The organism is Mixta tenebrionis, from assembly GCF_006517625.1.
In the GTDB taxonomy this organism is placed as follows: domain Bacteria; phylum Pseudomonadota; class Gammaproteobacteria; order Enterobacterales; family Enterobacteriaceae; genus Mixta; species Mixta tenebrionis.
On sequence record NZ_VHQI01000009.1, the window covers coordinates 93,044 to 118,011 of the forward strand.

At 52.1% G+C, this 24,968-nt stretch carries 26 protein-coding genes and 2 pseudogenes; 18 read left to right on the top strand and 10 right to left on the bottom strand.

Translation table 11 applies throughout. The annotated features are described in order from the left end of the window. Nucleotides 1–37 precede the first annotated feature (37 nt). Nucleotides 38–2,044, bottom strand: coding sequence for a glycoside hydrolase family 3 protein (locus tag FKM52_RS15220; protein WP_246085539.1), 2,007 nt, complete (start codon nt 2,042–2,044; stop codon nt 38–40). Between the two features lie 379 nt (nt 2,045–2,423). Between FKM52_RS15220 and gspC the strand changes: the two genes are divergently transcribed. The 3 genes and pseudogenes from gspC to FKM52_RS15235 form a co-directional block, all read left to right on the top strand. Continuing rightward, complete coding sequence (gene gspC / locus FKM52_RS15225; protein WP_141177020.1) at nt 2,424–3,224, top strand: type II secretion system protein GspC; 801 nt, start codon at nt 2,424–2,426, stop codon at nt 3,222–3,224. Next, nucleotides 3,224–5,152: a type II secretion system secretin GspD gene (gene gspD / locus FKM52_RS15230; protein ID WP_181407945.1), complete on the top strand. Its 1,929-nt coding sequence runs from the start codon at nt 3,224–3,226 to the stop codon at nt 5,150–5,152. The genes gspC and gspD overlap by 1 nt, the downstream gene beginning before the upstream one ends. A gap of 10 nt (nt 5,153–5,162) precedes the next feature. Then, nucleotides 5,163–6,191 (top strand): annotated as a pseudogene (locus tag FKM52_RS15235) (GspE/PulE family protein); the annotation flags it as partial. 382 nt (nt 6,192–6,573) lie between these two features. On the opposite strand, the gene FKM52_RS15245 reads toward FKM52_RS15235, so the two are convergent. Genes FKM52_RS15245 through FKM52_RS15260 form a run of 4 tightly spaced genes read right to left on the bottom strand, consistent with a single transcriptional unit; the run spans nt 6,574 to nt 7,813 of the window. Then, the gene (locus FKM52_RS15245; RefSeq protein WP_017144982.1) at nt 6,574–6,795 is read right to left on the bottom strand and encodes a hypothetical protein; all 222 of its coding nucleotides are present in this window, start codon (nt 6,793–6,795) and stop codon (nt 6,574–6,576) included. Next, entirely contained in the window at nt 6,792–6,977 is a 186-nt protein-coding gene (locus tag FKM52_RS15250) for a hypothetical protein (protein ID WP_017144983.1), read from the bottom strand. The genes FKM52_RS15245 and FKM52_RS15250 overlap by 4 nt, the downstream gene beginning before the upstream one ends. Continuing rightward, entirely contained in the window at nt 6,978–7,226 is a 249-nt protein-coding gene (locus FKM52_RS15255) for a hypothetical protein (protein ID WP_017144984.1), read from the bottom strand. It abuts the gene before it with no gap. Nucleotides 7,227–7,237: 11 nt separating this feature from the next. Then, nucleotides 7,238–7,813 (bottom strand): hypothetical protein, encoded by a 576-nt coding sequence (locus tag FKM52_RS15260; RefSeq protein ID WP_246085540.1) that lies wholly within the window; start codon nt 7,811–7,813, stop codon nt 7,238–7,240. 1,321 nt (nt 7,814–9,134) lie between these two features. On the opposite strand from FKM52_RS15260, the gene FKM52_RS15270 reads away from it, so the two are divergent. Together FKM52_RS15270 and FKM52_RS15275 are read left to right on the top strand one after the other, a co-directional pair. Next, nucleotides 9,135–9,752: a hypothetical protein gene (locus FKM52_RS15270; protein WP_141177022.1), complete on the top strand. Its 618-nt coding sequence runs from the start codon at nt 9,135–9,137 to the stop codon at nt 9,750–9,752. Between the two features lie 318 nt (nt 9,753–10,070). Next, nucleotides 10,071–11,000 (top strand): hypothetical protein, encoded by a 930-nt coding sequence (locus tag FKM52_RS15275; RefSeq protein WP_017144990.1) that lies wholly within the window; start codon nt 10,071–10,073, stop codon nt 10,998–11,000. A gap of 437 nt (nt 11,001–11,437) precedes the next feature. On the opposite strand, the gene FKM52_RS15280 is transcribed toward FKM52_RS15275, so the two are convergent. Beyond that, on the bottom strand, nt 11,438–11,992 hold the full coding sequence (locus FKM52_RS15280; protein ID WP_017144991.1) for a recombinase family protein: 555 nt from the start codon (nt 11,990–11,992) through the stop codon (nt 11,438–11,440). A gap of 229 nt (nt 11,993–12,221) precedes the next feature. Here FKM52_RS15280 and FKM52_RS15285 point away from each other — a divergent pair, with 229 nt between their 5' ends. Beyond that, nucleotides 12,222–12,557, top strand: a complete 336-nt coding sequence (locus FKM52_RS15285) for a hypothetical protein (RefSeq protein ID WP_017144992.1) — start codon at nt 12,222–12,224, stop codon at nt 12,555–12,557. Between the two features lie 228 nt (nt 12,558–12,785). Here the strand turns inward: FKM52_RS15285 and FKM52_RS15290 are convergent, their stop codons facing one another. The 3 genes from FKM52_RS15290 to FKM52_RS15300 all read right to left on the bottom strand — a co-directional run bounded on the left by FKM52_RS15290 (nt 12,786) and on the right by FKM52_RS15300 (nt 16,366). Beyond that, on the bottom strand, nt 12,786–13,694 hold the full coding sequence (locus FKM52_RS15290; RefSeq protein WP_141177023.1) for an AbiTii domain-containing protein: 909 nt from the start codon (nt 13,692–13,694) through the stop codon (nt 12,786–12,788). Nucleotides 13,695–13,730: 36 nt separating this feature from the next. After that, complete coding sequence (locus FKM52_RS15295) at nt 13,731–14,672, bottom strand: AbiTii domain-containing protein (RefSeq protein WP_141177024.1); 942 nt, start codon at nt 14,670–14,672, stop codon at nt 13,731–13,733. A gap of 68 nt (nt 14,673–14,740) precedes the next feature. Beyond that, on the bottom strand, nt 14,741–16,366 hold the full coding sequence (locus tag FKM52_RS15300; RefSeq protein WP_017144995.1) for a recombinase family protein: 1,626 nt from the start codon (nt 16,364–16,366) through the stop codon (nt 14,741–14,743). A gap of 52 nt (nt 16,367–16,418) precedes the next feature. On the opposite strand from FKM52_RS15300, the pseudogene FKM52_RS15305 reads away from it, so the two are divergent. The 12 genes and pseudogenes from FKM52_RS15305 to FKM52_RS15360 all read left to right on the top strand — a co-directional run. After that, nucleotides 16,419–16,850: pseudogene (locus FKM52_RS15305) on the top strand (GspE/PulE family protein); the annotation flags it as partial. 1 nt (nt 16,851) lies between these two features. After that, a complete protein-coding gene (gene gspF, locus FKM52_RS15310) occupies nt 16,852–18,051 on the top strand; it encodes a type II secretion system inner membrane protein GspF (protein WP_141177026.1) in 1,200 nt (399 codons plus the stop codon). Nucleotides 18,052–18,070: 19 nt separating this feature from the next. Then, nucleotides 18,071–18,511, top strand: a complete 441-nt coding sequence (gene gspG, locus FKM52_RS15315; protein ID WP_141177027.1) for a type II secretion system major pseudopilin GspG — start codon at nt 18,071–18,073, stop codon at nt 18,509–18,511. Then, complete coding sequence (gspH, locus tag FKM52_RS15320; protein WP_160250573.1) at nt 18,477–18,986, top strand: type II secretion system minor pseudopilin GspH; 510 nt, start codon at nt 18,477–18,479, stop codon at nt 18,984–18,986. The genes gspG and gspH overlap by 35 nt, the downstream gene beginning before the upstream one ends. After that, nucleotides 18,973–19,344, top strand: a complete 372-nt coding sequence (gene gspI / locus FKM52_RS15325) for a type II secretion system minor pseudopilin GspI (protein ID WP_141177029.1) — start codon at nt 18,973–18,975, stop codon at nt 19,342–19,344. Before gspH ends, gspI begins: the two co-directional genes overlap by 14 nt. Continuing rightward, a complete protein-coding gene (gene gspJ, locus FKM52_RS15330) occupies nt 19,341–19,937 on the top strand; it encodes a type II secretion system minor pseudopilin GspJ (RefSeq protein ID WP_141177030.1) in 597 nt (198 codons plus the stop codon). The genes gspI and gspJ overlap by 4 nt, the downstream gene beginning before the upstream one ends. Then, on the top strand, nt 19,934–20,860 hold the full coding sequence (gspK, locus tag FKM52_RS15335; RefSeq protein WP_141177031.1) for a type II secretion system minor pseudopilin GspK: 927 nt from the start codon (nt 19,934–19,936) through the stop codon (nt 20,858–20,860). Before gspJ ends, gspK begins: the two co-directional genes overlap by 4 nt. Continuing rightward, the gene (gspL, locus tag FKM52_RS15340; RefSeq protein WP_141177032.1) at nt 20,857–21,993 is read left to right on the top strand and encodes a type II secretion system protein GspL; all 1,137 of its coding nucleotides are present in this window, start codon (nt 20,857–20,859) and stop codon (nt 21,991–21,993) included. Before gspK ends, gspL begins: the two co-directional genes overlap by 4 nt. Beyond that, nucleotides 21,990–22,430: a type II secretion system protein GspM gene (gene gspM / locus FKM52_RS15345; RefSeq protein ID WP_141177033.1), complete on the top strand. Its 441-nt coding sequence runs from the start codon at nt 21,990–21,992 to the stop codon at nt 22,428–22,430. The genes gspL and gspM overlap by 4 nt, the downstream gene beginning before the upstream one ends. Continuing rightward, entirely contained in the window at nt 22,430–23,164 is a 735-nt protein-coding gene (gspN, locus tag FKM52_RS15350) for a type II secretion system protein N (RefSeq protein WP_141177034.1), read from the top strand. The genes gspM and gspN overlap by 1 nt, the downstream gene beginning before the upstream one ends. Further along, the gene (locus tag FKM52_RS15355; RefSeq protein ID WP_141177035.1) at nt 23,149–23,604 is read left to right on the top strand and encodes a general secretion pathway protein GspB; all 456 of its coding nucleotides are present in this window, start codon (nt 23,149–23,151) and stop codon (nt 23,602–23,604) included. The genes gspN and FKM52_RS15355 overlap by 16 nt, the downstream gene beginning before the upstream one ends. Beyond that, nucleotides 23,591–24,388: a prepilin peptidase gene (locus FKM52_RS15360; protein ID WP_246085541.1), complete on the top strand. Its 798-nt coding sequence runs from the start codon at nt 23,591–23,593 to the stop codon at nt 24,386–24,388. The genes FKM52_RS15355 and FKM52_RS15360 overlap by 14 nt, the downstream gene beginning before the upstream one ends. On the opposite strand, the gene gspS is transcribed toward FKM52_RS15360, so the two are convergent. Then, on the bottom strand, nt 24,366–24,728 hold the full coding sequence (gene gspS / locus FKM52_RS15365; RefSeq protein WP_141177037.1) for a type II secretion system pilot lipoprotein GspS: 363 nt from the start codon (nt 24,726–24,728) through the stop codon (nt 24,366–24,368). The genes FKM52_RS15360 and gspS overlap by 23 nt on opposite strands. Between the last annotated feature and the right edge of the window lie 240 nt (nt 24,729–24,968).

Here is a 24,968-nt window from a genome sequence, read left to right on the forward strand (position 1 = left end):
ACTAAAATGGGCCTGTATTCAGGCCCATAGCTGCGGCTTATAAAATTCCGGCCCCGATGGGAAATAAGGGATCTTCGCTGTCATGAGCGACATCTTCTTTCTGATCCAGCACCGCCTGCCAGCTGGAAGGCAGCTCAAACGGCATTTTACCCTCGGCTTTGCTCTTACCGCTAATAATGTCCAGCACCGCTTCATCAGAAGCGCCGAAATTCGCCAGCAGCACATCGGCTTTATCAATAATATTGCTGAGAATAACGGGACGATCGACATAGAGCGCAATAACGGTGGGAATATTTAACGCGTTAACCTGCTTAATCAGCTGATAATCTTCACTGCCGCTATAGACGTTGGATAATTCATCCAGCAGCACATCGTCATCATCCTCAAATCCAAGCTGGCCGAAATTAACCGAGCCGAACGGATAGTGCGGTTCATTCTGATGCGGCGTATCAACGCGCAGAATAGCGATCTCCGCCTGCTCAGGGTTTTCCACTACCTGCAGCCCATAGCGGGCGGCAACGGTGGCGTTAACATTGTGCAGAAAGACTTTTTTACCGCTCAGGGCCAGCGGCAACAGGTTATGGTTATTCTGCAGTAAAACCTGAGAACGACGCTGGGCCGCATCCGCTTGTTGCTGAAATGCGCTGTTGCCAACGATTTCTACCGCTTTATCTTCATCAACAAAGGGTTTTTCAAACAGCCCCAGCTCAAATTTCTGCTGCAAAATACGGGTAACCGACTCATCAATACGCGCGATGGGAAGCTGCTGCTGGTTGATAGCGGCTATCAGATCGCTGGCGTTAGTGGTGCCGCCAAACTGATCTATGCCCGCTTCGATAGCCTTAACTACGCGCTGCTGGCGGGTCAAATTTTCCACGCCCCACGACATGCCGATGCCGGCTTTCCATGGCGAGACGCCGGCGGCCACCTCTTCATCGCTGATGCCCGTCGCGCACTGGCCGACACAATCCTCCAGGATGCCCCAGTCGCTGAGAATCACGCCCTTAAAGGCGAAGCGCCCGCGCAGCATATCGGTTAATACCTGCCTGTTGAAACCAAAACCGACCTCTTCAATCTGCTGCCCCTGATACCACAGGCCGATCGGCTGACCATAATAGGGCATAACCGACGCCACGTTAGCGGCAAAGGCGCCCTCAAACGGCACCAGGTGATATTCCAGATTGTCACCGGGATAGACCTGCTCTTTACCATAAATATTATGCGGATCCAGCCCTCTGAGCTGCGGGCCGCCGCCGGCGAAATGTTTGACTACCGTAATAACGCTGTCTGGCTTCAGGCCTTCAGCGCCGTGCTGGAACCCTTCAATATAGGCCTGCACCATGCTTTTAGCGATCTGGTTATCCTCGCCGAAGGTTCCGTTGATACGTCCCCAGCGGGGTTCCGTCGCCAGATCGGCCTGCGGCGACAGCGCCATATGAATGCCGACGGCGCGATATTCCTGGCGAGCGATATCACCAAAGGTTTTGACCAGTTCGGCATCGTTAATCGCCGCCAGCCCCAGCGTTTCCGGCCACTGGGAGAAACTGCCTGCCGCCACGCTGGTTGCATTAGGATCGTTAACAAAATGGTTGCGCGGATCGGTACTGATAGTGATGGGAATCCCTAAGCGCGTCTCTTCCGCCAGCTCCTGTAACTTATTGTTATCCGCCGAGATATAACGGGGATTGCCCGCCATCCGGGTAATAAAGGTGTTTACCAGTCCCTGGCTAATCTCTTCGTGCGTCGTGGCGATATCAACGCGCCCTTCGTCATTAAGCGTAATGGTGCCGTGCATCATCGCTCCGGCTTTTTCCTCAACGCTCATTAATGAGGTAAGCGCCTTTGCCCTGGTTTCGCTGTCAAGACGCCAGTCCTCATAGCTATCAAGCTTGCCGTTCTTATTCAAATCCTTGAACTTAAGCCCATCCACCGTCAGCAGAGCGACGTTGCGCGCCTCCAGTTCGGCCTGTTGCGTGGTTTGCTCTGGCGGATGCTCAGTGCTGTTGTCACATCCGCTCAGGCCGCAAATAACTATTCCGCTCAATATAAGAGCCGGTTTCCTTTTAAACATCATATGACAACTCCATTTTGCAAAGATAATGAGGCAGAGTGCGATAAAAAAAGAATAAGTAAGAAAATGACGCAATCTTCGCGCCCGCTGTTTTTTTGTTTTTTCGACTATGTCACTTAATTTCAAGCCTTGAAATTAAGAGTTTTTCAATGCGTGATCATGCCCACACATTTATTAATTTCCATTATGTTTAAAGACAGGTTATGCGTTAAAAACATCGTAAGAAACACAAAGTAATGAGGCACATAATTAAAAATGATATCAGTCAAGTACGAAAAAATGGTAAACAAACTAAATATTAATTCATCACAAATTAAATAAAATTCACTTTTCAACCTAAATTGAAAAAATAATGGAAAACGGTAGATGGCGATGGATCGATATTTTATTAATTGCCAAATTATTAACTTTGACAGCAATAGCGCTGGCCGGCTGGCTGATGGCGAAAATTAGCTGGCAATTAATTTTTCCGCCCAGGGCGTTTCCTGACGAAGAAATAAATTCCCTGTCTGCGGCGCGCGCTTTGCCCGTTATTCCGCGGGGATTATTTGGTACGGCAAATAGCGCAGCGCAAAGCGCGGCGACGGCATCGATCTCACTGCCGGCCACCTCGCTGCCTCTGACGTTAACCGGCCTGCTCGTCAGCGACGACTCGCGGTTAACGCTGGCGGTGATTCTTTATCAGGGACGTCAGGCCAGCTATAGCGCAGGAGATAAGCTGCCTGTTGCGAATGTCTCTGTCCGCCAGATTACCGCTGACGGCGTGCTCTTAGCGGAACCCGCAGGCGATACCTGGTTAGGCTACCCGCGTCGGCCGCAAACGGCGGCAGCCCAACCGCTGTCGTCCAGCCTGACGCGCCAGTTAAAACAGCGCCCTGGCGATATCGCTGATTATCTGAGCGTCGTGCCGGTGCGCGAAGGCGACAGGCTGCTCGGCTACAGAATCAATCCGGGACGCAAATCTGCGCTTTTTGCCAGCCTGGGATTTAAGCCGGGCGATTTGGCGATAGCTATCAACGGGGCCGATCTGCGCGATAAGCAACAGGCGCAGCATATTTTACTGCAGCTGCCGCAGCTACGAACGGTAACCGTCTCCGTCGAGCGCGACGGCCAGCGTTATGAGATTTCGGTTGCACTGGATGAGGAAGCGTAATGGGACGAGGCAGCCGCTGGCTGATGGTTTTCGGGCTCTGCCTGGTACTGCCCCTGCAGGCCGCGGAGTTTTCAGCAAGCTTTAAGGGCGTTGAGGTGCATGAATTTATTAATACCGTCAGCAAAAATCTTAATAAAACGGTGATTATCGATCCCGGCGTGCGCGGCACTATTACCGTCCGCAGCTATGACATGCTGAATGAGGAACAATACTATCAGTTCTTCCTTAGCGTGCTTGACGTGTATGGCTTCGCCGTCGTGCCGATGGATAACGGCGTGCTGAAGGTGGTAAAAGCGAAAGACGCCAAAAACGCCTCTATACCGGTAGTTGACAACAGCAGCGCGGCGCGCGGCGATGAGGTGGTGACTCGCGTCGCTCCGCTGCACAACGTTACCGCGCGCGATTTGGCGCCGCTGCTGCGTCAGCTTAACGATAATGCCGGCGTCGGAAACGTAGTGCATTACGATCCTTCCAACGTGCTGCTGCTTACCGGGCGCGCCGCGGTAATTAATCGCCTGATGCAGATAATCGAACGGGTCGATAACGCCGGCGGAAAGAAAGTACAAACCCTGCCGCTCCGGCATGCTTCAGCCGCTGAGGTAGCGCGGCTGGTCACGCAGATGGCCCTGGAGAACAATAAAAACGCGGCGCCGCCGGGACGTATCCTGGCCGACGAACGCACCAACGCGGTGCTGATCAGCGGCGACGATCGCGCGCGTCGCCGGCTGGCGGCGATGGTCCGCCAGCTGGATAAACCGCAGGTCAGCCGCGGCAACACCCGCGTAATTTACCTGAAATATGCCAGCGCGGAAAAACTGGTTGAGGTGCTGACGGGCATCGGCGGCAATCAGGAGAACGCCGGCAGCAGCGGCGTATTCAGCAAAGAGGGGGTGATAAAAGCCGATCCGCAAACCAATTCGCTGATTATCAACGCCACGCCGGACGTGATGAATGAGCTGGAACAGGTCATTGCCCGCCTCGATATCCGCCGCCCGCAGGTGCTGGTGGAGGCGATTATCGCTGAGGTACAGAATGCCGACGGACTTAATCTCGGCGTTCAGTGGGGCAATACCCACGCCGGAATGACGCAGTTTCCCCCTACCGGCCTGCCGATCGGCACCGTTGTCGCCGGAGCCGATCGCTATCGCCAGGATGGAAAAATTCCCGACAACATGAGCGATGCGCTGGGCGCCTTCAACGGCATCGCCGCCGGTTTCTACTCCGGCAACTGGGCCATGCTGCTCACCGCGCTTGCCAGCGACAGCAAAAACAATATCCTGGCGACGCCCAGCATCGTCACTATCGATAATAAAGAGGCCACCTTCAACGTCGGCCAGGAGGTGCCGGTGCTGTCAGGTTCGCAAACTACCTCCGGCGATAACATCTTTAATACCGTCGAACGAAAAACCGTCGGCGTCAAACTCAAGGTCAACCCGCAAATCAACGAAGGCGATTCGGTGCTGCTGGAGATAGAGCAGGAGGTGTCGAGCGTGGCGGAAAACGCCCGCGGCAACGAGCTGGGCGCGGTTTTTAATACGCGCACCGTCAGCAATGCGGTACTGGTTTCCAGCGGAGCGACCGTCGTGGTCGGCGGCTTACTTAACACCACCAGCAGGGAGAGCGTCAGCAAGGTGCCGCTGCTGGGCGATATCCCGCTGCTCGGTAATCTGTTCAGCTACAAAAGCAAAAGCCGTGAAAAACGCAACCTGATGCTGTTTATCCGCCCCACCATCATTCGCGATCAGCAGCACTACGACCGCGCCTCAGCGGGCAAATACCAGCAGTTCCAGCGTCATGACGTCGCTGCCTCGAAAGCTGAACTGTGGCGGGATAGCCCGCAGCGACAGCTGCAGCTGCCTGAGCTGGCCGCCGATCGGGGTTTCAACGACGTTCGCAGCGCCATCGCCCTGTTTTATAGCAAGTCGTGAGGGACAGGTGATGAACGCTCCTTTACTTAGCGCCGCCTTTTCCCGCCGTTATGGCGTGCTGCTGTGCCGACAGGCGGAAGGAATGGTGCTGCTGTGCCGGAAAGCGGTCACGTCCGCGGCGCTGAGCGAAGCGCGCAGGGCGGCGGGCGCGCCGTTGCAGGTTCAGCTGCTGGAAAATGAGGCGTTTGAACAGCGCCTGATGGACGCCTGGCAGGCGGGAGACGATCGGGTGCAGCGCGTCATGGCCGAGCTGGGCAACGAGATGAGTTTTTACGCCCTGGCGGAAGAGCTGCCAGAGCAGGACGATCTGCTGGAAAGCGACGACGGCGCGCCCATTATTCGCCTGATTAACGCCATGCTGGGCGAGGCGATTAAAGAGGGCGCGTCCGATATTCATATCGAAACCTTTGAGCGCCATCTCAGCATCCGTTTCCGCATCGACGGCGTACTGCGCGAGATCCTGCAACCGCAGCGGCGGCTCGCCGCTCTGCTGGTATCACGTATCAAGGTTATGGCGAAACTCGATATCGCCGAGAAGCGCATTCCGCAGGATGGACGTATCGCGCTGCGCATCGGCGGGCGCGCCATCGACGTGCGCGTCTCCACCCTGCCCGCCAACCACGGGGAGCGCGTGGTGCTGCGCCTGCTGGACAAAAACAGCGCCCCGCTGGATCTGCAGGCGTCAGGCATGTCGCCGGCGCTCTACCAGCAAACCGCCTCGCTGCTGACGCAGCCGCACGGCATCATACTGGTTACCGGCCCCACCGGCTCAGGCAAAAGCACCACGCTCTACGCCGCGCTGAGCCTGCTCAACAGCAAAGAGCGCAATATCCTGACGGTAGAAGATCCGGTTGAGTACGATCTGCCGGGCATCGGGCAAACTCAGGTCAACAGCAAGGTTGAAATGACCTTTGCGCGTGGGCTGCGCGCGATTCTGCGCCAGGATCCCGATGTGGTTATGGTGGGGGAAATCCGCGACGGCGAAACCGCCGCCATCGCCGTGCAGGCCTCGCTCACCGGCCATCTGGTGCTATTTACAACTCTCTAATCACTAACTTCGATTTGTATAGATGTTAAGCGACTTCAAGGATATGGCATAGAGCTTTACCAGACAGTTCCAATTGATTCCTATGCTGGTTTTATGTACAGTGAATCGTGATAAAGCAAGTAGCATTCAGGAGATTACTTATGTCCTCTTATGATTCGCGGGTTCAGTTGACGTCAAAAAGCAGCGTTATCTATAAGTTTCTGGTTCATGCGGATACCCCACAGGGGGCAAGAGTTAAAGTCCAAAACCATCTGAGAAAGCTGGGAGATTTTGATTTCAGTGAAATTTGCATTTCGTCTATGGAGGTGAGGGGTGATGTCTTGCTTCTAAACCCTGACGGTACAAAGTGCCTGATTTTTTGAAGTACAAGTCATCATCGCAATGTATGTTTTTCAAGCAGATGAACAATAGCGATGTGATGCCGCTGCTTATCACTACACCCTGCAATACCGTAACGCTTAACCAGTTCATAGCCGACCTTATCCAGCTTTTTCAGTAGCTGCTCAGGTAGCGATAAGACCAAATTGAAGGCTACGGGTGTAAGCACCTCTTGTTTATCATTTTGTTTCAGTGGGTTGAATGCGTAAAGGTTCATTGTTCAGTCTCCACTTGTCGTAGCATCTCACCAATTGCCAGTATTAGACGCTGTTCTTCTGACTTAATCCCGCTACCGATTCGGTTTGCCAGCCTTTCCAGTTGCCCCAAATAAAAAGGGTGAAGGTTCAGAGCTATGTTTGCTCGTACTTGCTGACCATAAGCATTGAAGAGTTGATTCATTTACCGCCCTCCTGTCATTTTCCTAATTGCCTCTTTCAGGGCTGTATCTCTTTGCTGTTCAATTGTTGGCTTTGGCTTAACCTTGTAAGTGGTGATTGCTTTCGAGGGTTTCACAGTTGGTTTAGGCTTACTGCCTGAAGAGAGTGATTTATAAGTTGCTTCACTGATTTCTATTTGCCCGTCAAAATACTTGAATTGCATTGAGTCAGTCAGATGATTATAGCTGCCACGTTTGGACAGCCCTTTCATTGGGACACTCATTATTCGTTTACCTCTTCAGTATCAGTTACAATCAGGTTCAGGTAATCGGTAAAGTCTTTTACAGAATCTAAAGCCTTACGGGCCTCAATCACAATCTTATTACGCTGGTGGACAGCTTCAGAGGCTTTTACCTTCAGACGTTCAATCATCTTATCAATAGTTGACTCAGCCTCTGCTGTAGCCTTATCAGTGATTTCCTGAAGAGGATTATCTTTAGCGTTCTTTGGCACACGAATGAAACTAATTACACCGATACCCATGCGGTGAACCATGTAGCCAGAATCAGCCATTGACTCAATAATCTGCTGTTGGTTCGTTGGGTAAACCTGCTTCACAATGAATCCGTGACGTTCTGAAGGATTAGCCTGATATTCGGCAGCTTTCTGATTAATCAATTGCTGGCGCGATTCTACTGCATCCTGATATTCAGATTCTGCTTTAGACATCTTGTCAGTGACCTGTTGAACCTTCGGGAAATAGAGCTTCTCAATATGCTGACGTTGTTCAAAAGGTAGCAGATGGTTAATACTTGCGATGGGTTGGTTAATTGATACGGCTTTATTCAAGGTTGTCATTAGTAACGCTCTCGTGAAATTCAGATACAAAAATACACCACACAGGCCGTCTTTTTACGTAACCCGTGTAGTGTAATCTGGAATGTGTAAAGGGTTGGCTAACCTGTCTCCGAGGAAGGATGCCACAGGAAAGCCATTAATTTGTCAGGAAATCAATTCAATATATAAATGTTAACATAATGTTAAATTCCGTCAAGGGGTTTCAGTTTCTGGCAGATAGCCTTGATGATTTCGTACCGTCTGGTTTTAGTCATCATACGAGGCGGGGTGTAATCAGAGAGAGGTGTGATTCCTGTTAATTCGGAAAGGCTCTTATACTGCATGTAGAATTGATGTGTCTTTTCAGCTACGATGATAAAGTATTTCTTTCTTTTCTTCATTCATATTAATACTCCTGAAACAGGAAAGGTCACCCCCAAGATAAAACCTGAGAAAGTGACCTTCCGGCTATTCCCATCTATCTAAGACCCTGTTGACCGATTTTGATAAATGAGCATTACTGTATTATTATCATACGGAACTGTGTTTTTGTCCAGTGGTATTTTGTTATTACAGAAATTGATGAATGGTTATTATTGGCGGGGTGGGCGTGATGGCGAAAATGCATATTTAGCACTTTTTGTTAAGAAAAATTGATGAAAATATGATATAAATAGAGTTATCTGTTAAGTTAACTGATTGAGTCTTTTTGTTTCACTTCAATAAACATGGCTAACGCAAAAAGCCATGAAAATTTGATTGATTCACTTACAAAGAATATCAATAACACTTAACAGAAAGTTAAATTCCTGAATCACCAATCATTTAAATCTCACCTTGCTTCGCTTATCGGTGCTATGGCTTTCGCCTTGTATTTATTCAGATAGCCTATCAGAATCCCTGTATGTCATTCTGAAGCGCTCTTAATACTTAATAGCATGTTCCCCTTCACAGCTCTAATAAGCCCTCAGAGAGCGCTAAAGAATAGCTCAGACTACATTGCATCAAACCATCATCTTTGATAGAATAATCAGTCTGTTAGGAGATGGAAGTGAAACACCGGAAACGATGTGGTAATTCTGCTGTAACGGCTCATTTAGTTGAGTTTGTGACAGGTTCCAGTAAGCCCACCCGATTAGCAATCATCAAATAACAGACCGATGAACGGTGAAGGATTCACACCCCAAATGTGACCAACCTACAGCTATCACTTAACATTGGTTTCAGTCGCTGCCTACACCCTGAAACAGCAGCACATAACGCTTACACAGCAAGGGTTTTCTTTCACTGGTGATTTCTGCTAGTGGAATGGATGAACTTTTGAACATGGATAAACAGCGTTATGAGCACCCTACCTTTCGATTTACCTGCTAAGGTCATTCAACCATCACCGTCTAATCAATTCCTCTTTCTGACTGGTACAGAAGACTTCACGATTCCTAAACATGCTGCTGCTAAAGCTGCTGGCGAAAAATCCTTTATACACATATGTAAAGTTCATGGTGCGGGTAAGCACTATGCGAGTAATTCTTTCTGTGTTGAATGTAATAATGACAACTCCAATCGTTGGGCTGGTGATAATCGGGAAAGGCGTCTTGAGCACAATAGACGGTATCGTCAAACGAATAGGGATAAATGCCTTGAACGCCTGAAGCGGTATCGGGATAAGAACAGCTATTTATGCCTGGCTATGACCACATGCAATCGCATGGGGCTACCATACAAAGGTCTCAGAAAACGCCTGTTGTATACCGAAAAGGAGTTCAAACTCCATATTGAAAGTCTTTGGACATATGGCATGTGTTGGGCTAACTACGGAATTGGCAAAGGCTGCTGGAACATCGACCATAAAATCCCTGTTTCACATTTTCTCAAGATGGGTGAAAAAGATATTTCCGTTATCAATGCTTTGAGTAACCTCCAACCGTTATGGCAGGAAGACAACGTGAAGAAGGGGTAATTCTTTACCAGAAGACTTTTATTGATTTTATATTTTTCTAATAATTAGGTGAGGTTTTTTATCTAGACTTCACCTAATTCATCAAGAATATCCGACATCAGACAGCGGACATCCACCTACTCAGCAGTTCACCTTTCAAAGATTCTCTGCTTTTTGCAAAATCTTAGCTTGTCTACACAGCGAAGCCATATGAGCACACCTGACACTGAAGCCCTCGTTCATCCAAACCTATATTTTCAAATACGGCTTGAGATTTTGTAGTGTTATTGATATAGAATTAGTCTTTCAATACCATTAGCAACCAGTGAGTGAAGCGTAATGAACGAAGTTATCTTCAATCTATTTTATTTTTGTGAGGATGGAAAACACATAAAGGATGTTGGCATCTCGTGCCATGAGTGCGAGGGAACGGATGCTGAAAAATTAGAATTTTTAAAAAATAATATTATATCTGATGCACAGCTATGCACTCATTACCCTATACATCCGTTTACATTGGATGAAAAAGGTATGCTAACAATTGATAGGTTTATTGCAAATGCAAGGATAGGAAATTCTTTACAACCGTTTGAGATTGCACTTGAAGCCGTTAATGCTCCGCAAAGCCCTTTGCACGTTTTTACAGCAATAGTAAACGGAATACCAAGAGTAGATGCAACAGTACCCGCTAATGAACAATTTAGGCGCAAGCACAACCCTAACGCTGAAGTGGAGGGTGTTAAAGTTATGCCTGACTATCTGGAACAATACAGTGATGGGAATAGTTTTAAAATAAAAAAACTGTTAATTGATGACCACGTCACCCCGATTCACTTGCTATTTAATAACAAGCATTATCTTTCAAGCTTCAAATTACTCGTATCATTCATCGACACAATGGCTTTTATTGAATTAGGAAACCCACCAAGAAGTGCTGTATTTGTTCAATGGATGGATAAATATTCAGAGTTACCCAAGCTAGGTATTACATCCAAAGACCTTTACGAACTAAGGAACTCATTACTTCACATGACCAACCTCAACTCACATAAGGTAATCAGGGGTGAGGCCCAAAGGATTAGTTACTCGATAGCACCAAAAGGCACTCCCACTCGCGAGCATGAGGGAATTACGTTTTTTAATTACACTGATTTAATTGATATTATCGAAGATGCAATGGATAGATGGCTTAACACTTATACAGATAATTATGAAAAAATAGTTACATTTATTGAGCGATACGATACCATAGTTAGAGATAATTATTGAGAGCTAAATATACCTGAAGATTCCAAGCACTCCCGTTAAAGACCTCTTTTGTAACTTCACCTACTTTCAGCTTACAAGGATCCCTGAAAGTAGTTTAAAGATAGTAGGTGAATTTACTGGAAATATTTTTTCCAAAAAATATCCAGCCCTACTTTTATTTCAGCTTCACCGGAAACTTTCAACATATCTAAAGCACCTTTGAAGATTTTGAATAGTCTGAGTCTCTCTGCTTAGTCGCGCCTTTTCAAAGGTTCCGTACCAATGGCAAAAAATGAACATATCTGAGCCTGTGCAGCTTTCTAAGCGATTATTTAATGATGGCAACCCTAACCCATAGGTTAATATAAAGGCCGCTTAGAATGCGTTACAGGGATCCTGATAAACGCCAGATATAAAAAAGCCCCAGCGAAGGGGCATTGTGAATCACCATCCAATTGTTACTTGTTCAGTCGATAGAAAGTCGCCTTACTAATCTGTAACTCACCCTGCACCTGCTTTGGTGACATTCCCTGTGAAAGAAGTTCCTGAACCTGTTCAGAGGTTGCTTTAATCGGTCTTCCACAGTGAACACCCTCAGACTGAGCACGTTTAATCCCTGCTGTTCTGCGCTCTGCTATCAAGTCTTTCTCTAAAGAAGCCAATCCAGCCATCATAGTGAGCATAGCCTTACCCACTGGTGTAGACAGGTCGAATCCTTCACGGAGACTGATAACCTTCACTCCTTTGGCCTGAAGAAGTTCAACCGTTGAGAGAACATCAATAGTGTTACGGCCTAAGCGGTCAATCCCAATAACTACCAGCGTATCCCCTTCACGAACATAGTTCAGCAGGTCACCGAACCCTTTACGCTCTGTTGCCTTAATGCCACCTGATACAGCCTCATCAGAGAACCACTTGTTTACCTGATAGCCAGCCTCATTGATTTGTTTCTTCTGGTTCTCAATAGTCTGGTCAGAAGTTGATACACGGACGTAAGCGATTACAGATGACATTATGGTGATTCCCTGAAAGTTGTCTCAAAAGCCAGTCTCAAAATGATATATGTATCAAAAATCAAAATCAACCTTTTGAGACAACCTAATCACACCTTTCGAGACTCTTTTCAGGAGTATCAAAACCACTTCCTTTTGAGACTGCATCGACTGAGGGCTGATTGTAACCAAATGACCAATCAATTATCTTAAAAGCCACTTGATAGCCCCTAACATAGACGGTAAGAGCATGTTACATACAGCGGCATTGATTGCCCCAATCATCGGTTATTGTTCGTTCAGTTGCGGGATGACCTCATACTTATGGTGTAAAGGCAAAAAGTTAAGCAAGTTGGGATGGGTGCTTGCCATCTGTAACGTAGCGGCCTTTTTATATCTGAATCACATATTGCTTATTGACCTGATTCAACGTGTGGCTGATACGTCTGATGGCTATATAAGCATCTTTGATGATGACTTTGTGTCGGATGTTTCCCGCAATACCATTCAGATTATGATTACCTATGTAGCGGCCTCAACTGCTGGCGGTTACTTTGGAGCAAAGAAGAAATTTAAACAGGATTAAATTCACTGAATAACGCCTGTTCTGAATAAAGAACAGTTAATAGGCTAAAGCTATTGAAATTACTGGTGTTGATAGGGGTTTTCACCCCATATGGGAATACTGTTTTTCACTGTTAATTTAGCCATCTAAACGGCTACTTTTCAGGATTAACAAGTCATTGAAGGGGTCACTATGGAAATTTCAGAAATCAAAAAGGAATCCCGTCTAACCATAGCGACCTTAAAAGAGTTAAACAGGGATCCCGAAGTAGCAGCAGATTGCGTTAGTAAGAACGGCAGGAGCCGCCGTACCAGCGACCTTTAACGCACCTGTAAAAGCCTTACCAGTCATCTTACCAATCCACGCCCCAAAACCTTTTTCAACCTCTTCTTTTGAAGCTGGTTTAGGTGATTGCTCAACAAGCTGTTTCAATTCAGCAACATCATTATCATCAAGACCGTGACTCTTTAGCTCACGCTCAAGGGATGCAATGTCACCAACTGAGATAGAGTTTTGTTGATTGATGTCGCCACTGTTACCTGCTCCAATTGCGCCAGCATTGTTTACAGGAGCGTGAAAATTATTCGTATTGTTATTTGTGATTGTCATTGGTGCTGCATCCTTTTCTTTTTGGGTGAATAATAAACCATCCCCCATAATCCCTTGTTTTTCTAACTCCAGAGACCATGTGAGAATCTTGTTTCTTACGGTTGTCACTATATGATTGAGTTTGTTTGCACTAAAAAACCAACAAACTTCAGGGTGAATATCGTGCGAACCGAATAAGAGATTTACCATTTTAGGAGGCATTGTTATACGCAGCATACCATCTTTTGATTCGCCTTTTTTCATTGACGATATTGATTCGGTAATCCTAAACTCAGAAGCACTCTCAATGAAATCTGGCGATACATTACTAAAATCAACAGGAAACCAGCCATGATAAGGATTGAACGCCTTGACTATCCCTCGACCTACTCGATACTTTGGAATATCATTACCTGTTGGATAACCTTCAATTTCATATTCAAGCCATTCACTAAGGTCATTCAAATTTAATTTAACAGCTATCATCTTAGCTTTTAATAAAACCGCGACAATGTCTGAAGATGGGTCTCCAGCCAGAGCTTGCAATTCTAATACAGGTGAATTACTCATTAGTCACTCCATACGACATACCGATAATCCTTAAAATCATGATGCAATACCAAAGTAGCTGCAAATCGAACCTATAAGAAGTGCCGGAGCAGAAACTCCAGAAATCTTAAGTTCACCAGCATAAGCCTTGCCTATCATCGCTCCCGCCCAATCACCTATTCCTTTACCAAGCTTATCGTGCGACAAAGGCGCTGGTGATTCTTTAGTTATTTCCTCCAATAACCCGATATCGTCATCTTGAACACCAAATCCCCTGAGTTGCTGTTTGAGCGAGTTAAAGTCACCAGAAACGATAGAGTTATTTTGATGATTATCACCTGAGTTACCCGCACCAATTGAACCGGCATTATTCACAGGGGCATGAAAATTATTGGTGTTATTGGTAATTGTCATGGGAGCCGCATCAATTTCTTTTTGCGTGAACAACAGCCCCTCACCTAATATCCCCTGCCTTTCTAAACTCAATGTCCATTCAAGTAAATTAAACTTTATAGCACTTATAATTTCTTTAATTTTAACCGATTCAATTTCCCAGAAATAATATTGATAATCTGCGGTGGGGATGGGAGTATCCCATAAAAGCCAGTCTGGAATATTTAGATATAACGTTCCACCAGAAGACAACTCTGACTCAAGATGAGTAATACTCAGTGTCACATAAGCCCATCTTAATTCCAGCAAGGTCTTAAAAAAAGATGGGTCTTCACAGTTATATATGTCAATATCAACATAATTGTAGTATTCATCCCGTTTGACAATGGTTGCTCGTATTTGTCTGTAAGATGGAAATTTCTTCCTATCCTCACCTAATAAAGCATATTTGTAACCAAGAAACTCTTTATTAATGAAATCATCAAAAACTTCCAACTCAAGTTTGGATGCAATCAATTTTGCTTTTAGAAGCATATCTGTAATGCTTCCATCAGTTGAAGACACAAGGTTTTGTAACTCTAGTACTGGCGAATTGGACACAGCCACCTCTGGTATTTCTGTAAGCTAATTGATTGCGATTTTACATTTGAATCATGATTTTGTAAGCAAAGTTTTCACAACGGCTGATTAGGTTGCTCTTCCATCTCTTTCACCCACTTTGGGGCCTCTTCTAAGGCTAAGTGTCGCGGTTTGGTAGTGAACCCTTCAAAGTCAAATTCATCACCATCAATTAGCGGTAAAATCTCCAGCCATTGCGCACCATCAACAACCCTATCCAGTGGGAAATTTAACAATTTCAAGCCGTTGTGTAAGAAGACATCACACTTCTTTTGAGCGGTGTTTAGCCGAATCTCTTTCACTATCCGTTTGATAATGATTTGAGCCTCTATCCGGTCTTTCTTCAAGGTTAAATCAAGATGACTGATTGTCTCAAGCTGGCTTGATTGCTCTCGCTGGTGAACCTCTGAGACAGCCTTTTCAGCGTCCTTAATTTGACTATTCAGGGCTTTCAAATCCTTTGCCATTGATTCGGTATCATCTGCCAGCATAGCCAGCTTAATGAGCCTCTCACGCTGTTTCTGAAGCTGTTCTAACTCACTTTGAAGAGAGCCTATAGCAGAGCCATTACCACGATTGAGGGAAAGACGGTTAGTGTTATACAGAAGCCCCTGAACAAGGGCTTTATCAGCCAATCGACGGTTGATACTTTTGGCATGACATCGCCCCTCATATCTCATTGAGCATCTATAGACCCCATGCCATTTTTCAGTTGCACAGTTAACAATGGTCACAAAGCCACATTCAGCACAACGCATTACACCTTTGAAGAGGTTAGTAAGTAAGGGCTTTTCTGATGATGGTCTACGGCCTGCGCCCTGTTTTAACTGCTGTACAGCATAGAAATGTTCTTCACTAATGACGGCAGGGTAATAATTGGGTATCTCCTTTACCCCTTTCGTAACTGTACAATTAGACGGCACTTTGAAACCAATCACTGAGCGGTTATCCAAGAGTGCTTTAATAGTGGTATGAGACCATGCACCTTTAACTGGATTGCGCTGGTTTAGAGTATAGAAGCCCTCTTCATTCATCTGTCTGGCGATTCGTACAAAAGGCAAGCCTTCTAAACGTAGCTGAAAGACACGCTGAACCGCTTTCACATTATCGGGTATTAGCTCAAAGTGAGACATATCATCAGACACTCTGAGCCACGCCACACAGCGCCGTGACATTATCTTACCCTTAGCAGCTTCTTCTCGTTTTGCATCCCATGCAGACCTTAACCGCTTTGATTTCGTGGCAGATTCTTCATTAGCACGTTGCATGATAAGCACAGCTTTAATCAAGCTGAGAGGGTCATTAAGACTCTCTTTCTTGTACCATGAGTTATCCGCCAATGTGACCACATCAACACCAGCTAACAAAATCTTTCGCAGACGTTCCCTTGCAGTGTCAATGTCTTGACGGCTTACCCTGTCCAGTGATTCAACTAACAACACTGAACCCGCCTCAATAACCCCTGATTCAACAGCGGCTAAGAATTCACCAAATGCACCTGATTTAGCATTAGCGCCAGAGTAACCACTTATGCCGAGGTCTTGAAACCTGAGCGACTCATCTAATTGATAGTCTGGATTATTCTTGAGCCATTCATTTATGTACTTGTTCTGGCGTTTGGTTGAGTCTCCAGATGCCTGAATTCTTGAGGAAAATCGAATGTATGAGATTGCTTTTGGCATGAGCTAGTAAGTTACCATGATAGACTTAACAGGAGTTTATCATAAGAGATGTGTAGTCCTATCCACCCTGCATACCAACAGCGCGGCCGGCGCCGTTACCCGCCTGCGGGATATGGGCGTCGAACCCTTTTTACTGGCGACTTCGCTGCTGGGCGTCATGGCGCAGCGGCTGGTGCGCAAGCTCTGTCCGCAATGCCGCCGCCCGGTAACCGCCGGCGCGGAGGAACCCTTGCCCGCCGGCAGCCAGTTTTTTCGCCCCGGCGGCTGCCCGGCCTGCAATTTTACCGGCTATCGCGGACGAACGGCGATTCATGAACTGCTGCTGGTGGATGATCCGCTGCGTAGCGCCATTCTGCATGGCGAAGATGAGGCGGGCATGACGCAGCGCCTCGGCGGCGCCACGCTGTATCAAAACGGACTGGAACGGGTTTTAGCGGGGATAACTTCACTGGAAGAAGTTACGCGCGTCACACGGAGAAGTTGACATGACAGAATTTCGCTATCGGGCCAGGGATACTGGCGGAAAAACCCGACGCGGACGAATTAGCGCAGGCAGCGAGCGCCAGGCGGGACAATGCCTGCGCGAGCAGGGGCTATTGCCAGTAGATCTGCAGGCGGTCAGGCCGCGCGCGCTGTTTCCGGCCGCAACGATTTCAGGCTCCTCGCTGGCTCTGCTGATGCGCCAGCTGGCGACGCTGACCGGCGCCGGGCTGCCGCTGGATGAGTCGCTGCACGCGGTGGCGCAGCAGAGCGAAGAAAAGCGGGTAAAACAGCTCCTGCAAGGCGTGCGCGCGCGGGTAGTGGAAGGCTTTCCGCTGGCGGACGCGCTGCGCGCGCATCCTCAGGTATTCGGCTCGCTCTACTGCGCGCTGGTGGAGGCGGGCGAACTGTCCGGCCAGCTTGACGGCGTGCTGCTGCGGCTGGCGGACTACGCCGAACAGCGCCAGCGGATGAAACATAAGCTGATGCAGGCGCTAATCTACCCGCTGCTGCTGACGCTGGTCGCTATCGGCGTGATCGTAACCCTGCTCAGTGTCGTAGTGCCGCGCGTGACAGAACAGTTTATGTATATGAAACAGGCGCTGCCCTGGACTACCCGGCTGCTGATAGCGCTAAGCGACGGCGTTCGTCATTGCGGCCCCTGGCTGGCGGTGACGACGCTGGGCCTGATGCTGCTTGCGCGGCGTCTGCTGCGTCAGCCGAACGGGCGGCTTGCCTGGCATCGTCTGCTGCTGCGGCTGCCGCTATGCGGACGCATCATCCGCGAGCTGAACGGCGCCCGCTACGCCCGCGCGCTCAGCATTCTTTACAACAGCGGCGTGCCGCTGCTGCAGGCGATGCATATCAGCGCCCAGGTGCTGAACAACCTGCATCTCGCCAGCCTGCTGCGCGAAGCGTGCGAACACGTACGCGAAGGCGTCAGCCTGCAACAGGCGCTGGAACAGACCGCGCTGTTTCCGCCGATGATGCGCCATATGATCGCCTCAGGCGAACGCAGCGGCGAGCTGGGCGATATGCTGCTGCGGGCGGCGGATAACCAGGAGGGCGTTTTCGGCGCGCGCGTCACGCTGTTTTTCAGCCTGTTTGAACCGCTGTTGGTGGTTTCAATGGCCGCCGTCGTGCTGTTTATCGTGCTGGCCATTCTGCAACCGATTCTGCAACTCAATACGATGATGACGCTGTAAATACAAGGAGGTACATCTTATGCAACCTGGCTCGGCTAAAGCATCGCCCCAGGCCGGTTTTACCCTGTTGGAAATAATGGTGGTGATTGTCATTCTCGGCATTCTGGCAAGCCTTGTGGTGCCAAACCTGATGGGCAATAAAGACAGGGCAGATCGGCAGAAAGCCATCAGCGATATTAACGCACTGGAGAGCGCGCTGGATATGTACCGGCTGGATAACCACCGCTATCCCACCAGCGAGCAGGGGCTGGAGGCGCTGGTGGCCAAACCCACCGTCGAACCTATTCCTCCCGGCTATCCTGAAGGCGGCTATATCCGCCGCCTGCCGAAAGATCCCTGGGGGAACCCTTACCGGCTGCGGCAGCCGGGCGAATATAGCGCGGTAGATATCCTTTCGGCTGGCGCCGACGGCGAGTATGGCACGGATGACGACATCAGCAATATGGTTCAGAGCCGCTAACGCCCGCGGCTTCACGCTGCTGGAGCTGATGCTGGTGCTGCTGTTGCTCAGCCTGGGAGCGACGCTGGTGGCGGCCAACAACATTAGCGGACGTTACCGGGCGCCGCAGGAAGGCGCACGGCTGGCCGATATCGTCAACGCGCTGGCGCGCCAGGCGGCGCTGGATGGACGCGCCTATGGCCTGAGAGTGAGCGACAACCGCTGGCAGCTGATGGAGTGGCGCAATCGCCGCTGGCACGCCTTCGCTTTGCCAGGCCGGGGCGGCGCCCAGCGTCTGCCTGCCGAATGGCGGCTGCGGTTAAGCGTTTCCGGCGTCCAGTCCGCCGGCGACGCGCCGCAGGTGCTGCTGCTGCCGGGCGGAGAAATCACGCCCTTCCGGCTGCGCTATCTCTACCGGGAGCAGCTGCAGGCGACGATCGCGGTTGACGCTGAGGGGCGCGTCGCACTTACGGAGGCGTCCGATGAAGCGCTATAGCGGCATGACGCTGCTGGAAGTTCTGGTAGCGCTGACGATTTTCTCGCTCGCCGCGCTCTCGCTGCTGCAAGGCCTGGGGCAGCTGGCGACCGGAACCGGCCGGCTGGAGGAAAAAACCTGGGCCGACTGGACGGCGGAAAACCAGCTGGTCGAGCTGCGGTTAAAAAAAGTCTGGCCGCCGCTGCGCTGGACGGCAGGAGAGAGCGAACAGGCAGGCCGACGCTGGTACTGGCGCTGGCGCGGCGTTGAAACGCACCGCGCAGAGGTGCGAACGCTGGAAATTGAGGTCTCGTCAGCACCCTGGCATGAAAACCGTTCGCCCGTTACGGTGCTGCGCACTTACGTGGTGCGCCAGTGAACGGGCGTATCGCCGGGTTTACCCTGCTGGAAATGGTGCTGGCGCTGGCGATTTTTGCCGTGCTGGGGCTGATGGGCAGCCGTTTGCTGCAACAGAGCATCGCCCTGGAGCGTTTTTCCGCCCGCCACGCACAGCGGCTGGCGCAAATTCAGCATGCGTTTGCGCTGATGGAACGCGATTTTTCCGCCATGATCCCGCGCCCGGTGCGCACGCCCGGCGTTATGGCCGGAGCCTCGCCACGCGCCAGCGCAGGACGCAGCGGCGATGATGCCATCATCTTTACCCACGGCGGCTGGCTCAATCCCGGCGATCGGCTGGCCCGTTCCACGCTGCAGCGGGTGGCTTACCGTCTGGCAGAAGGCGCGCTGATGCGTGACTACCTCGATTATCCGGATATGCCGACGGATAGCGGCCTGCACCGCCAGCGCCTGCTCGGCGGCGTCAGGGCGTTGCAGCTGCGCTACTGGCGCCAGGGCGGCTGGCAGCGTCAGTGGCAGGAAAGCGAAGGCTTACCTCAGGCTGTTGAAATCAGGCTGGAGCTGACGGAAGGGAGCACGCTTACGCGGCGCTTTCTGTTAACGGAGGGGAAATGAAACAACGGGGCATGGCGCTGCTGACGGTGCTGCTGCTGCTGGCGGTTATCGTTGCGCTGGTTACGGTGGTGACCGAACGCTGGTTTTTCAGCTTTCACTATAGCCTGCACCTGCATCAGCGCCTGCAGGGCAAATGGCATGCCGCGGCGGCGGAAAATATCGCCGCGATGGCGCTGCTGCAGGATGCGGTGGACGATGTCCGACACACTCATCTTGCGCAGCAGTGGGCGACCGCGGGGCCGCTATTTATGCTGCCGGATGGCGAGCTTGAGGTGCGAATACGTGATGCGCGCAGCTGTTTCAATATAAACGCGCTGCCCGACGATGAGGATATCCAGCGCATCTTTATCCGCCTGCTGCGGCTGCTGCAGCTCGAACCTTTGCAGGCCGAACGCCTGGGCGCGGCAATAGCGGACTGGCTCGACGGCGGAGTAAAAAACCGTTCCGGCGGGGCGAAAGACGACAGCTACCAGGCCAGCGATCCGCCCTTTCTCACCGCCAGCCAGCCGTTGTGGCATAGCAGTGAATTACGTCCGGTGCGCGGCATTACCCCCGACATTTTGCAGCAGCTTCGTCCGCTGGTATGCGTCTTACCGGAAAAAAATTTCACGCTTAATCTGAATACGTTACAGCCGGAGCAGTGGCTATTGCTGGCGGCGCTGCTGCCCGACAGCAGCCAGAGCGAAATTTTACGCTGGCTTAAGCAACGCCCGGCGGCGGGCTGGGAGACGCTGGAGCAGGCGGTTGCCGGGCTGGAGCCGCTGGCGGGCCAGCGGCGCTACCTGACGCTTAACAGCAACTATTTTACTTTACGCGTAACCGCCCGGATGGCGGATGTGGATTACCGACAGTACAGCCTGCTGCAGCGCAAAAACGGTAAGGTCAGCGTGCTGCGGCGCTACCCGGAAATGGAGGAAGAATGAAAAACGGCAGCCGGCAACGCTATCGCCTGGCGATCTGTGCCGGTACGGCGCCTGCAGCGCGCTTCTTATGGCTGCGGATAAACGAACGCGGCGAAGCGGACGGCCAGCGGGGCGAGCTGGCTGGCGCAGAGCTGGCTACGCTGGCCGCCCGTTTTCCCGCCGACGCCTGGCATCTGCTGGTGCCGATGTGCGATGTGGTCATTCACTGCGTAAACCTGCCCGGCAAGCATGACGCTGCGGGAATGCGGACGCTGCCCTGGCTGCTGGAGGAAAAGCTGGCTCTTCCGCCCACAGACGTCACCTTTATTCCACTGGCGTCGGAAGGGCAAGACCTGTGGGTAGCGACCGTAGCAAGCGCGCGGCTGGCCGAGTGGACGGCGCCGTTCCGCGCGGCGGGCATACGTTTATCGCACATAACGCCGGATGCGCTGCTGCTGCCGCTGAATCCCGCCGGGGCCAGCGCGCTCTACTGGCAGGATCGCTGGCTGCTGCGTACCGGACGCTGGCAGGGCGCCGGAGTGGATGCCAGCTGGCTGGCGCTCTGGCATACGGCCTGGCAGCGTGAGCAGGCCACGCCGGGCCATGTCGATTGCTATGGCCCCCTGCCGGAAAACCTGGCGCGCTGGCGCGCGCGTCCGGCGCAGGATGGGTTAACCCTGCTGGCCAGTGCTATTCCTCAACAAACCCTGTCCCTGTTGCCGGCGCCTTCCCCCTTACGCGCCGCGCCGTGGCGCCGGCCGCTGATCGCCGCCTGCGCGGCGCTCGGCCTGCTGTTTATTCAGCAGGGGCTGCTCTGGCGGCAGACGACGCAGCGGACCGAAGCGCTGGAACAGCAGCTTCAGCGGCGCTTTCCGGGCAAAAGCGCAGCTGAACGTCAGGCGGCGCTACGCCTTGCCGCCCAACAGGAGAGCAATCCCACCTTCTCTTCGCTGCTGGCGCAGCTCCCCGCTCTGCCGCAGGGCGTCACGATTGAGCGCCTGCACTACCTCGCCGCCTCGCCACGCCTGCGGCTCAGGCTGCGCGGGCAACCGGAAGACCTCAGCCAGGCGCGCCAACGTCTTGCACACAGCTTTCGACTGCAGGCGGCGGAAAATGGCGAACTGATACTGGCGCTACGGGAGCATCAGCCATGAAGCGAATAAAAACCCGATGGCGACAACAAACTCAGCGTGAGCGCTTACTGCTGATCGCTCTCGCGCTGGTACTGCTTACCGCTTTTCTGTGGCTGGGCGTATGGCGCCCGCTGGAGGAATCCATCGCGCATGAGCAACAGCGTCAGCGGCGGCTGACGCAGCAGCTTCGTCAACTGCCGACTCGCGCGGTAAAGGTACAGGATCTTCCGCTGCTGCTGCGACAAAGCGCCAGCGCCAGCAGCATCTCGCTCACGCAGGTAGAGGTGCAGAACGGGAAGATAACGCTACGGCTGGCGCCGGTGGATGGCGACAAGCTGCTGCAATGGATAGCAGAGCTGGAAACCAGGCAGGCGCTGCGGATAACCGAGATCGGGCTACATGCCGCCGCGGTAAACGGTCAGGTTGACGTCGATACCCTGCAGCTGGAGAGGCGTTGATGAAGCATTGCCGTTACGCGATATTTTTCCTGCTGGCGTACGTTATCGCGCTAATCATCACCGCTCCCGCGGCGTTAATTGCCTGGGCGCTGCCGGCACAAATTCAGACGGCTGGCGCAGAGGGTTCCCTCTGGTCCGGCAGCCTGCGGCAGCTGCGCTGGCGCCAGCTGGATCTACAGCAGCTGACGTGGCGCTGGCAATGGCGCTACGGCCTGCCGACTATCCGCCTGACGGCGCAGGGGAATAGTGGTCACGGCGCGGTAACCCTGGGCTGGAAGGACGGCTGGCGGCTCGCCAACGGACGCTGGCAGATATCCGCGCAGGAGGCGTTGGCGCTGATCGACGCATCGCCGCCGTTTAGCAGCGCAGGCGAACTGACGCTGACGCTGCAGCAGCTGCATCTGGACGACGCGGGCTGCCGGCGGCTACAGGCGACCCTCGTCTGGCGCGATGCGGCGCTGATAATGAATCATCAGCGCGCGATTGCCGGCGAACCGAAGCTGACCTTCAGCTGCCAGCCGCAGCGGCTGCTTATTGCGTTACAGGAACCGCACAGGCTGCACGCCGCCGGACAGGGAAATATCGATCGCGCAGGAGGCTACCATTTTCGCATGCGGCTACGTGTACCGGCTGATTTGCCGCCGCAGTGGCGACGGCTGACGGAGCTTGCCACGCGGGCGGGCGATAACGGACAACGATTTATGGAGGTATCAGGCAGATGGGCAACGCTTTAACATTAGGCGGTTACCGTATTCCGGGCTGGCTGCTGATCGTTTACGCCATCCTCTTCACCCTGTTGGGCTGGTCCGCTTCCGGCATCTGGGCAGCCTATCGCTATCCACCGCCGTCCGCTGTTTCAGCGGAATCTTCCACCGCCTTGCCGGCGCCAGCTCTCGCCCCGGCAGCGCTATCGCCGCACGTCTGTATTGATGGCGAACTGGCGCCGCTGCGCTACAGCGCGCACGTTTACGCCGATGAGCCGCGCCGCCGCAGCGTCACGTTTAACGGCCAGCGCTATCTGGAGGGCGATCGGCTGCCCTGCGGCGAAGTCGTGGCGCAAATTCAGCCGTCGCTGGTTATTCTTGAGCGCGGCGAGCGGGTGATTATCCTGGATGCGCTGGAGGACTGGATCGGCAGCGCCCCGAACAGGGAGAATGTCAATGAGCGCGAATGAATGGCTGGCGTGTATGCTGCTGACGGGCCTGGTCGCCGGCAGCGTGCTTAACTGCGTGATCTGGCGTCTTCCCGTGATGATGCGACGAGCCGACAGCAATACAAAGGAGGATGGTTTTCCTGAGCGCTTTAATTTGTTCCTGCCCCGCTCATGCTGCCCCTGCTGCCTGCAAACCATCCCGTTTTACCACAACATTCCGCTGCTGAGCTGGCTGCTGCTGCGCGGGCGCTGTCATCATTGCCGCGTTTCGATTAGCCTGCGTTACCCGCTGATCGAACTGACCACGGCGCTTTGTACCGGCTGGATAGCCTGGTGCTGGCCGCCTGGGTGGTACGCGCTTTGCCTGGCGTCAGGCAGCTGGCTGCTGATCGCGCTTTTAGCGATCGATCTGGAGCAGATGCTGCTGCCTGATGTGCTAACGCTGCCGTTGCTCTGGCTGGGGCTGCTGGCAAACCTGCATGGCGCGATCGCGCCACTCGCCGACGCCGTAGTAGGCGCCGTTACGGGCTATCTGTTTCTCTGGATCTTCTACTGGAGTTTCCTGCTGCTCAGCGGGAAAGAGGGCCTCGGCTACGGTGATTTTAAGCTGCTTGCCGCGCTGGGCGCCTGGTGCGGCTGGCAACGGCTGCCCATATTATTAACAGCGGCCTCGCTGGCGGGCATCGGCCTGTTTCTGCTGCTGCGTCTGACGGGGAGGCTCCGGGAGGATGGCGCTTTCCCTTTTGGTCCATGCCTCGCTATCGCAGGCTGGTGGCAGATGGTTACGCCTTTGGCAATGTGGTAAGGAACGGCTGCAGCAGCTGACGAAACTCCTGACACTGCGTCGCCTGAGGCGTCGCGTCATGCAGCAGCTGCTGGTAAAGCTGCTCGCTCTGCCCGGCAACCCCGGAAGTTAACTGCCAGCCGCGTCGATCGGCGGCCTGATAGGCGGCCAGCTCGATCTGACCATCCGCAGGCAGGCCGGCATAGGCGCACTGGTTTTTCAGATAGCGCGTACCGGCAATCAGCGCCGCTATTTGATAGACCTGCGACGCCTGCGTCTGCGGCGTAACGGGTGCGGTTTGCTGCCGACAGGCAGCAGGCAGCAGTGACGCAACGGCAGCCAGTAAAATCATCCCTCGCATAACCTCCCTCCCTGAGTAAAGCGATCGCCGTCCGCTTTTAATTAACTTTCCCTGTTACAGCAACGCGTTGGCCGCGCCCTGCCATCATTTTCCCTGATATTAACATCCCACGTCAGTTTTGCAGAGCCTTCAAAGGCAACGGCCATCCCCTAAGTTACATATTGCCAACCCTCAGCGGTTAATCATCCGTCGACGCCGGCCTGCGGGATAAGCAACTAAACATCCAGTTAAAAATGGCGC

What these genes read in the sequence shown, in the direction of transcription:
- gspC (WP_141177020.1), top strand. Translation starts at nt 2,424, where the DNA reads ATGGAAAACGGTAGATGGCGATGGATCGATATTTTATTAATTGCCAAA.
- gspD (WP_181407945.1), top strand. Translation starts at nt 3,224, where the DNA reads ATGGGACGAGGCAGCCGCTGGCTGATGGTTTTCGGGCTCTGCCTGGTA.
- FKM52_RS15245 (WP_017144982.1), bottom strand. Translation starts at nt 6,795, where the DNA reads ATGAACCTTTACGCATTCAACCCACTGAAACAAAATGATAAACAAGAG.
- FKM52_RS15250 (WP_017144983.1), bottom strand. Translation starts at nt 6,977, where the DNA reads ATGAATCAACTCTTCAATGCTTATGGTCAGCAAGTACGAGCAAACATA.
- FKM52_RS15255 (WP_017144984.1), bottom strand. Translation starts at nt 7,226, where the DNA reads ATGAAAGGGCTGTCCAAACGTGGCAGCTATAATCATCTGACTGACTCA.
- FKM52_RS15260 (WP_246085540.1), bottom strand. Translation starts at nt 7,813, where the DNA reads ATGACAACCTTGAATAAAGCCGTATCAATTAACCAACCCATCGCAAGT.
- FKM52_RS15270 (WP_141177022.1), top strand. Translation starts at nt 9,135, where the DNA reads ATGAGCACCCTACCTTTCGATTTACCTGCTAAGGTCATTCAACCATCA.
- FKM52_RS15275 (WP_017144990.1), top strand. Translation starts at nt 10,071, where the DNA reads ATGAACGAAGTTATCTTCAATCTATTTTATTTTTGTGAGGATGGAAAA.
- FKM52_RS15280 (WP_017144991.1), bottom strand. Translation starts at nt 11,992, where the DNA reads ATGTCATCTGTAATCGCTTACGTCCGTGTATCAACTTCTGACCAGACT.
- FKM52_RS15285 (WP_017144992.1), top strand. Translation starts at nt 12,222, where the DNA reads ATGTTACATACAGCGGCATTGATTGCCCCAATCATCGGTTATTGTTCG.
- FKM52_RS15290 (WP_141177023.1), bottom strand. Translation starts at nt 13,694, where the DNA reads ATGAGTAATTCACCTGTATTAGAATTGCAAGCTCTGGCTGGAGACCCA.
- FKM52_RS15300 (WP_017144995.1), bottom strand. Translation starts at nt 16,366, where the DNA reads ATGCCAAAAGCAATCTCATACATTCGATTTTCCTCAAGAATTCAGGCA.
- gspF (WP_141177026.1), top strand. Translation starts at nt 16,852, where the DNA reads ATGACAGAATTTCGCTATCGGGCCAGGGATACTGGCGGAAAAACCCGA.
- gspG (WP_141177027.1), top strand. Translation starts at nt 18,071, where the DNA reads ATGCAACCTGGCTCGGCTAAAGCATCGCCCCAGGCCGGTTTTACCCTG.
- gspH (WP_160250573.1), top strand. Translation starts at nt 18,477, where the DNA reads ATGACGACATCAGCAATATGGTTCAGAGCCGCTAACGCCCGCGGCTTC.
- gspI (WP_141177029.1), top strand. Translation starts at nt 18,973, where the DNA reads ATGAAGCGCTATAGCGGCATGACGCTGCTGGAAGTTCTGGTAGCGCTG.
- gspK (WP_141177031.1), top strand. Translation starts at nt 19,934, where the DNA reads ATGAAACAACGGGGCATGGCGCTGCTGACGGTGCTGCTGCTGCTGGCG.
- gspL (WP_141177032.1), top strand. Translation starts at nt 20,857, where the DNA reads ATGAAAAACGGCAGCCGGCAACGCTATCGCCTGGCGATCTGTGCCGGT.
- gspM (WP_141177033.1), top strand. Translation starts at nt 21,990, where the DNA reads ATGAAGCGAATAAAAACCCGATGGCGACAACAAACTCAGCGTGAGCGC.
- gspN (WP_141177034.1), top strand. Translation starts at nt 22,430, where the DNA reads ATGAAGCATTGCCGTTACGCGATATTTTTCCTGCTGGCGTACGTTATC.
- FKM52_RS15355 (WP_141177035.1), top strand. Translation starts at nt 23,149, where the DNA reads ATGGGCAACGCTTTAACATTAGGCGGTTACCGTATTCCGGGCTGGCTG.
- FKM52_RS15360 (WP_246085541.1), top strand. Translation starts at nt 23,591, where the DNA reads ATGAGCGCGAATGAATGGCTGGCGTGTATGCTGCTGACGGGCCTGGTC.
- gspS (WP_141177037.1), bottom strand. Translation starts at nt 24,728, where the DNA reads ATGCGAGGGATGATTTTACTGGCTGCCGTTGCGTCACTGCTGCCTGCT.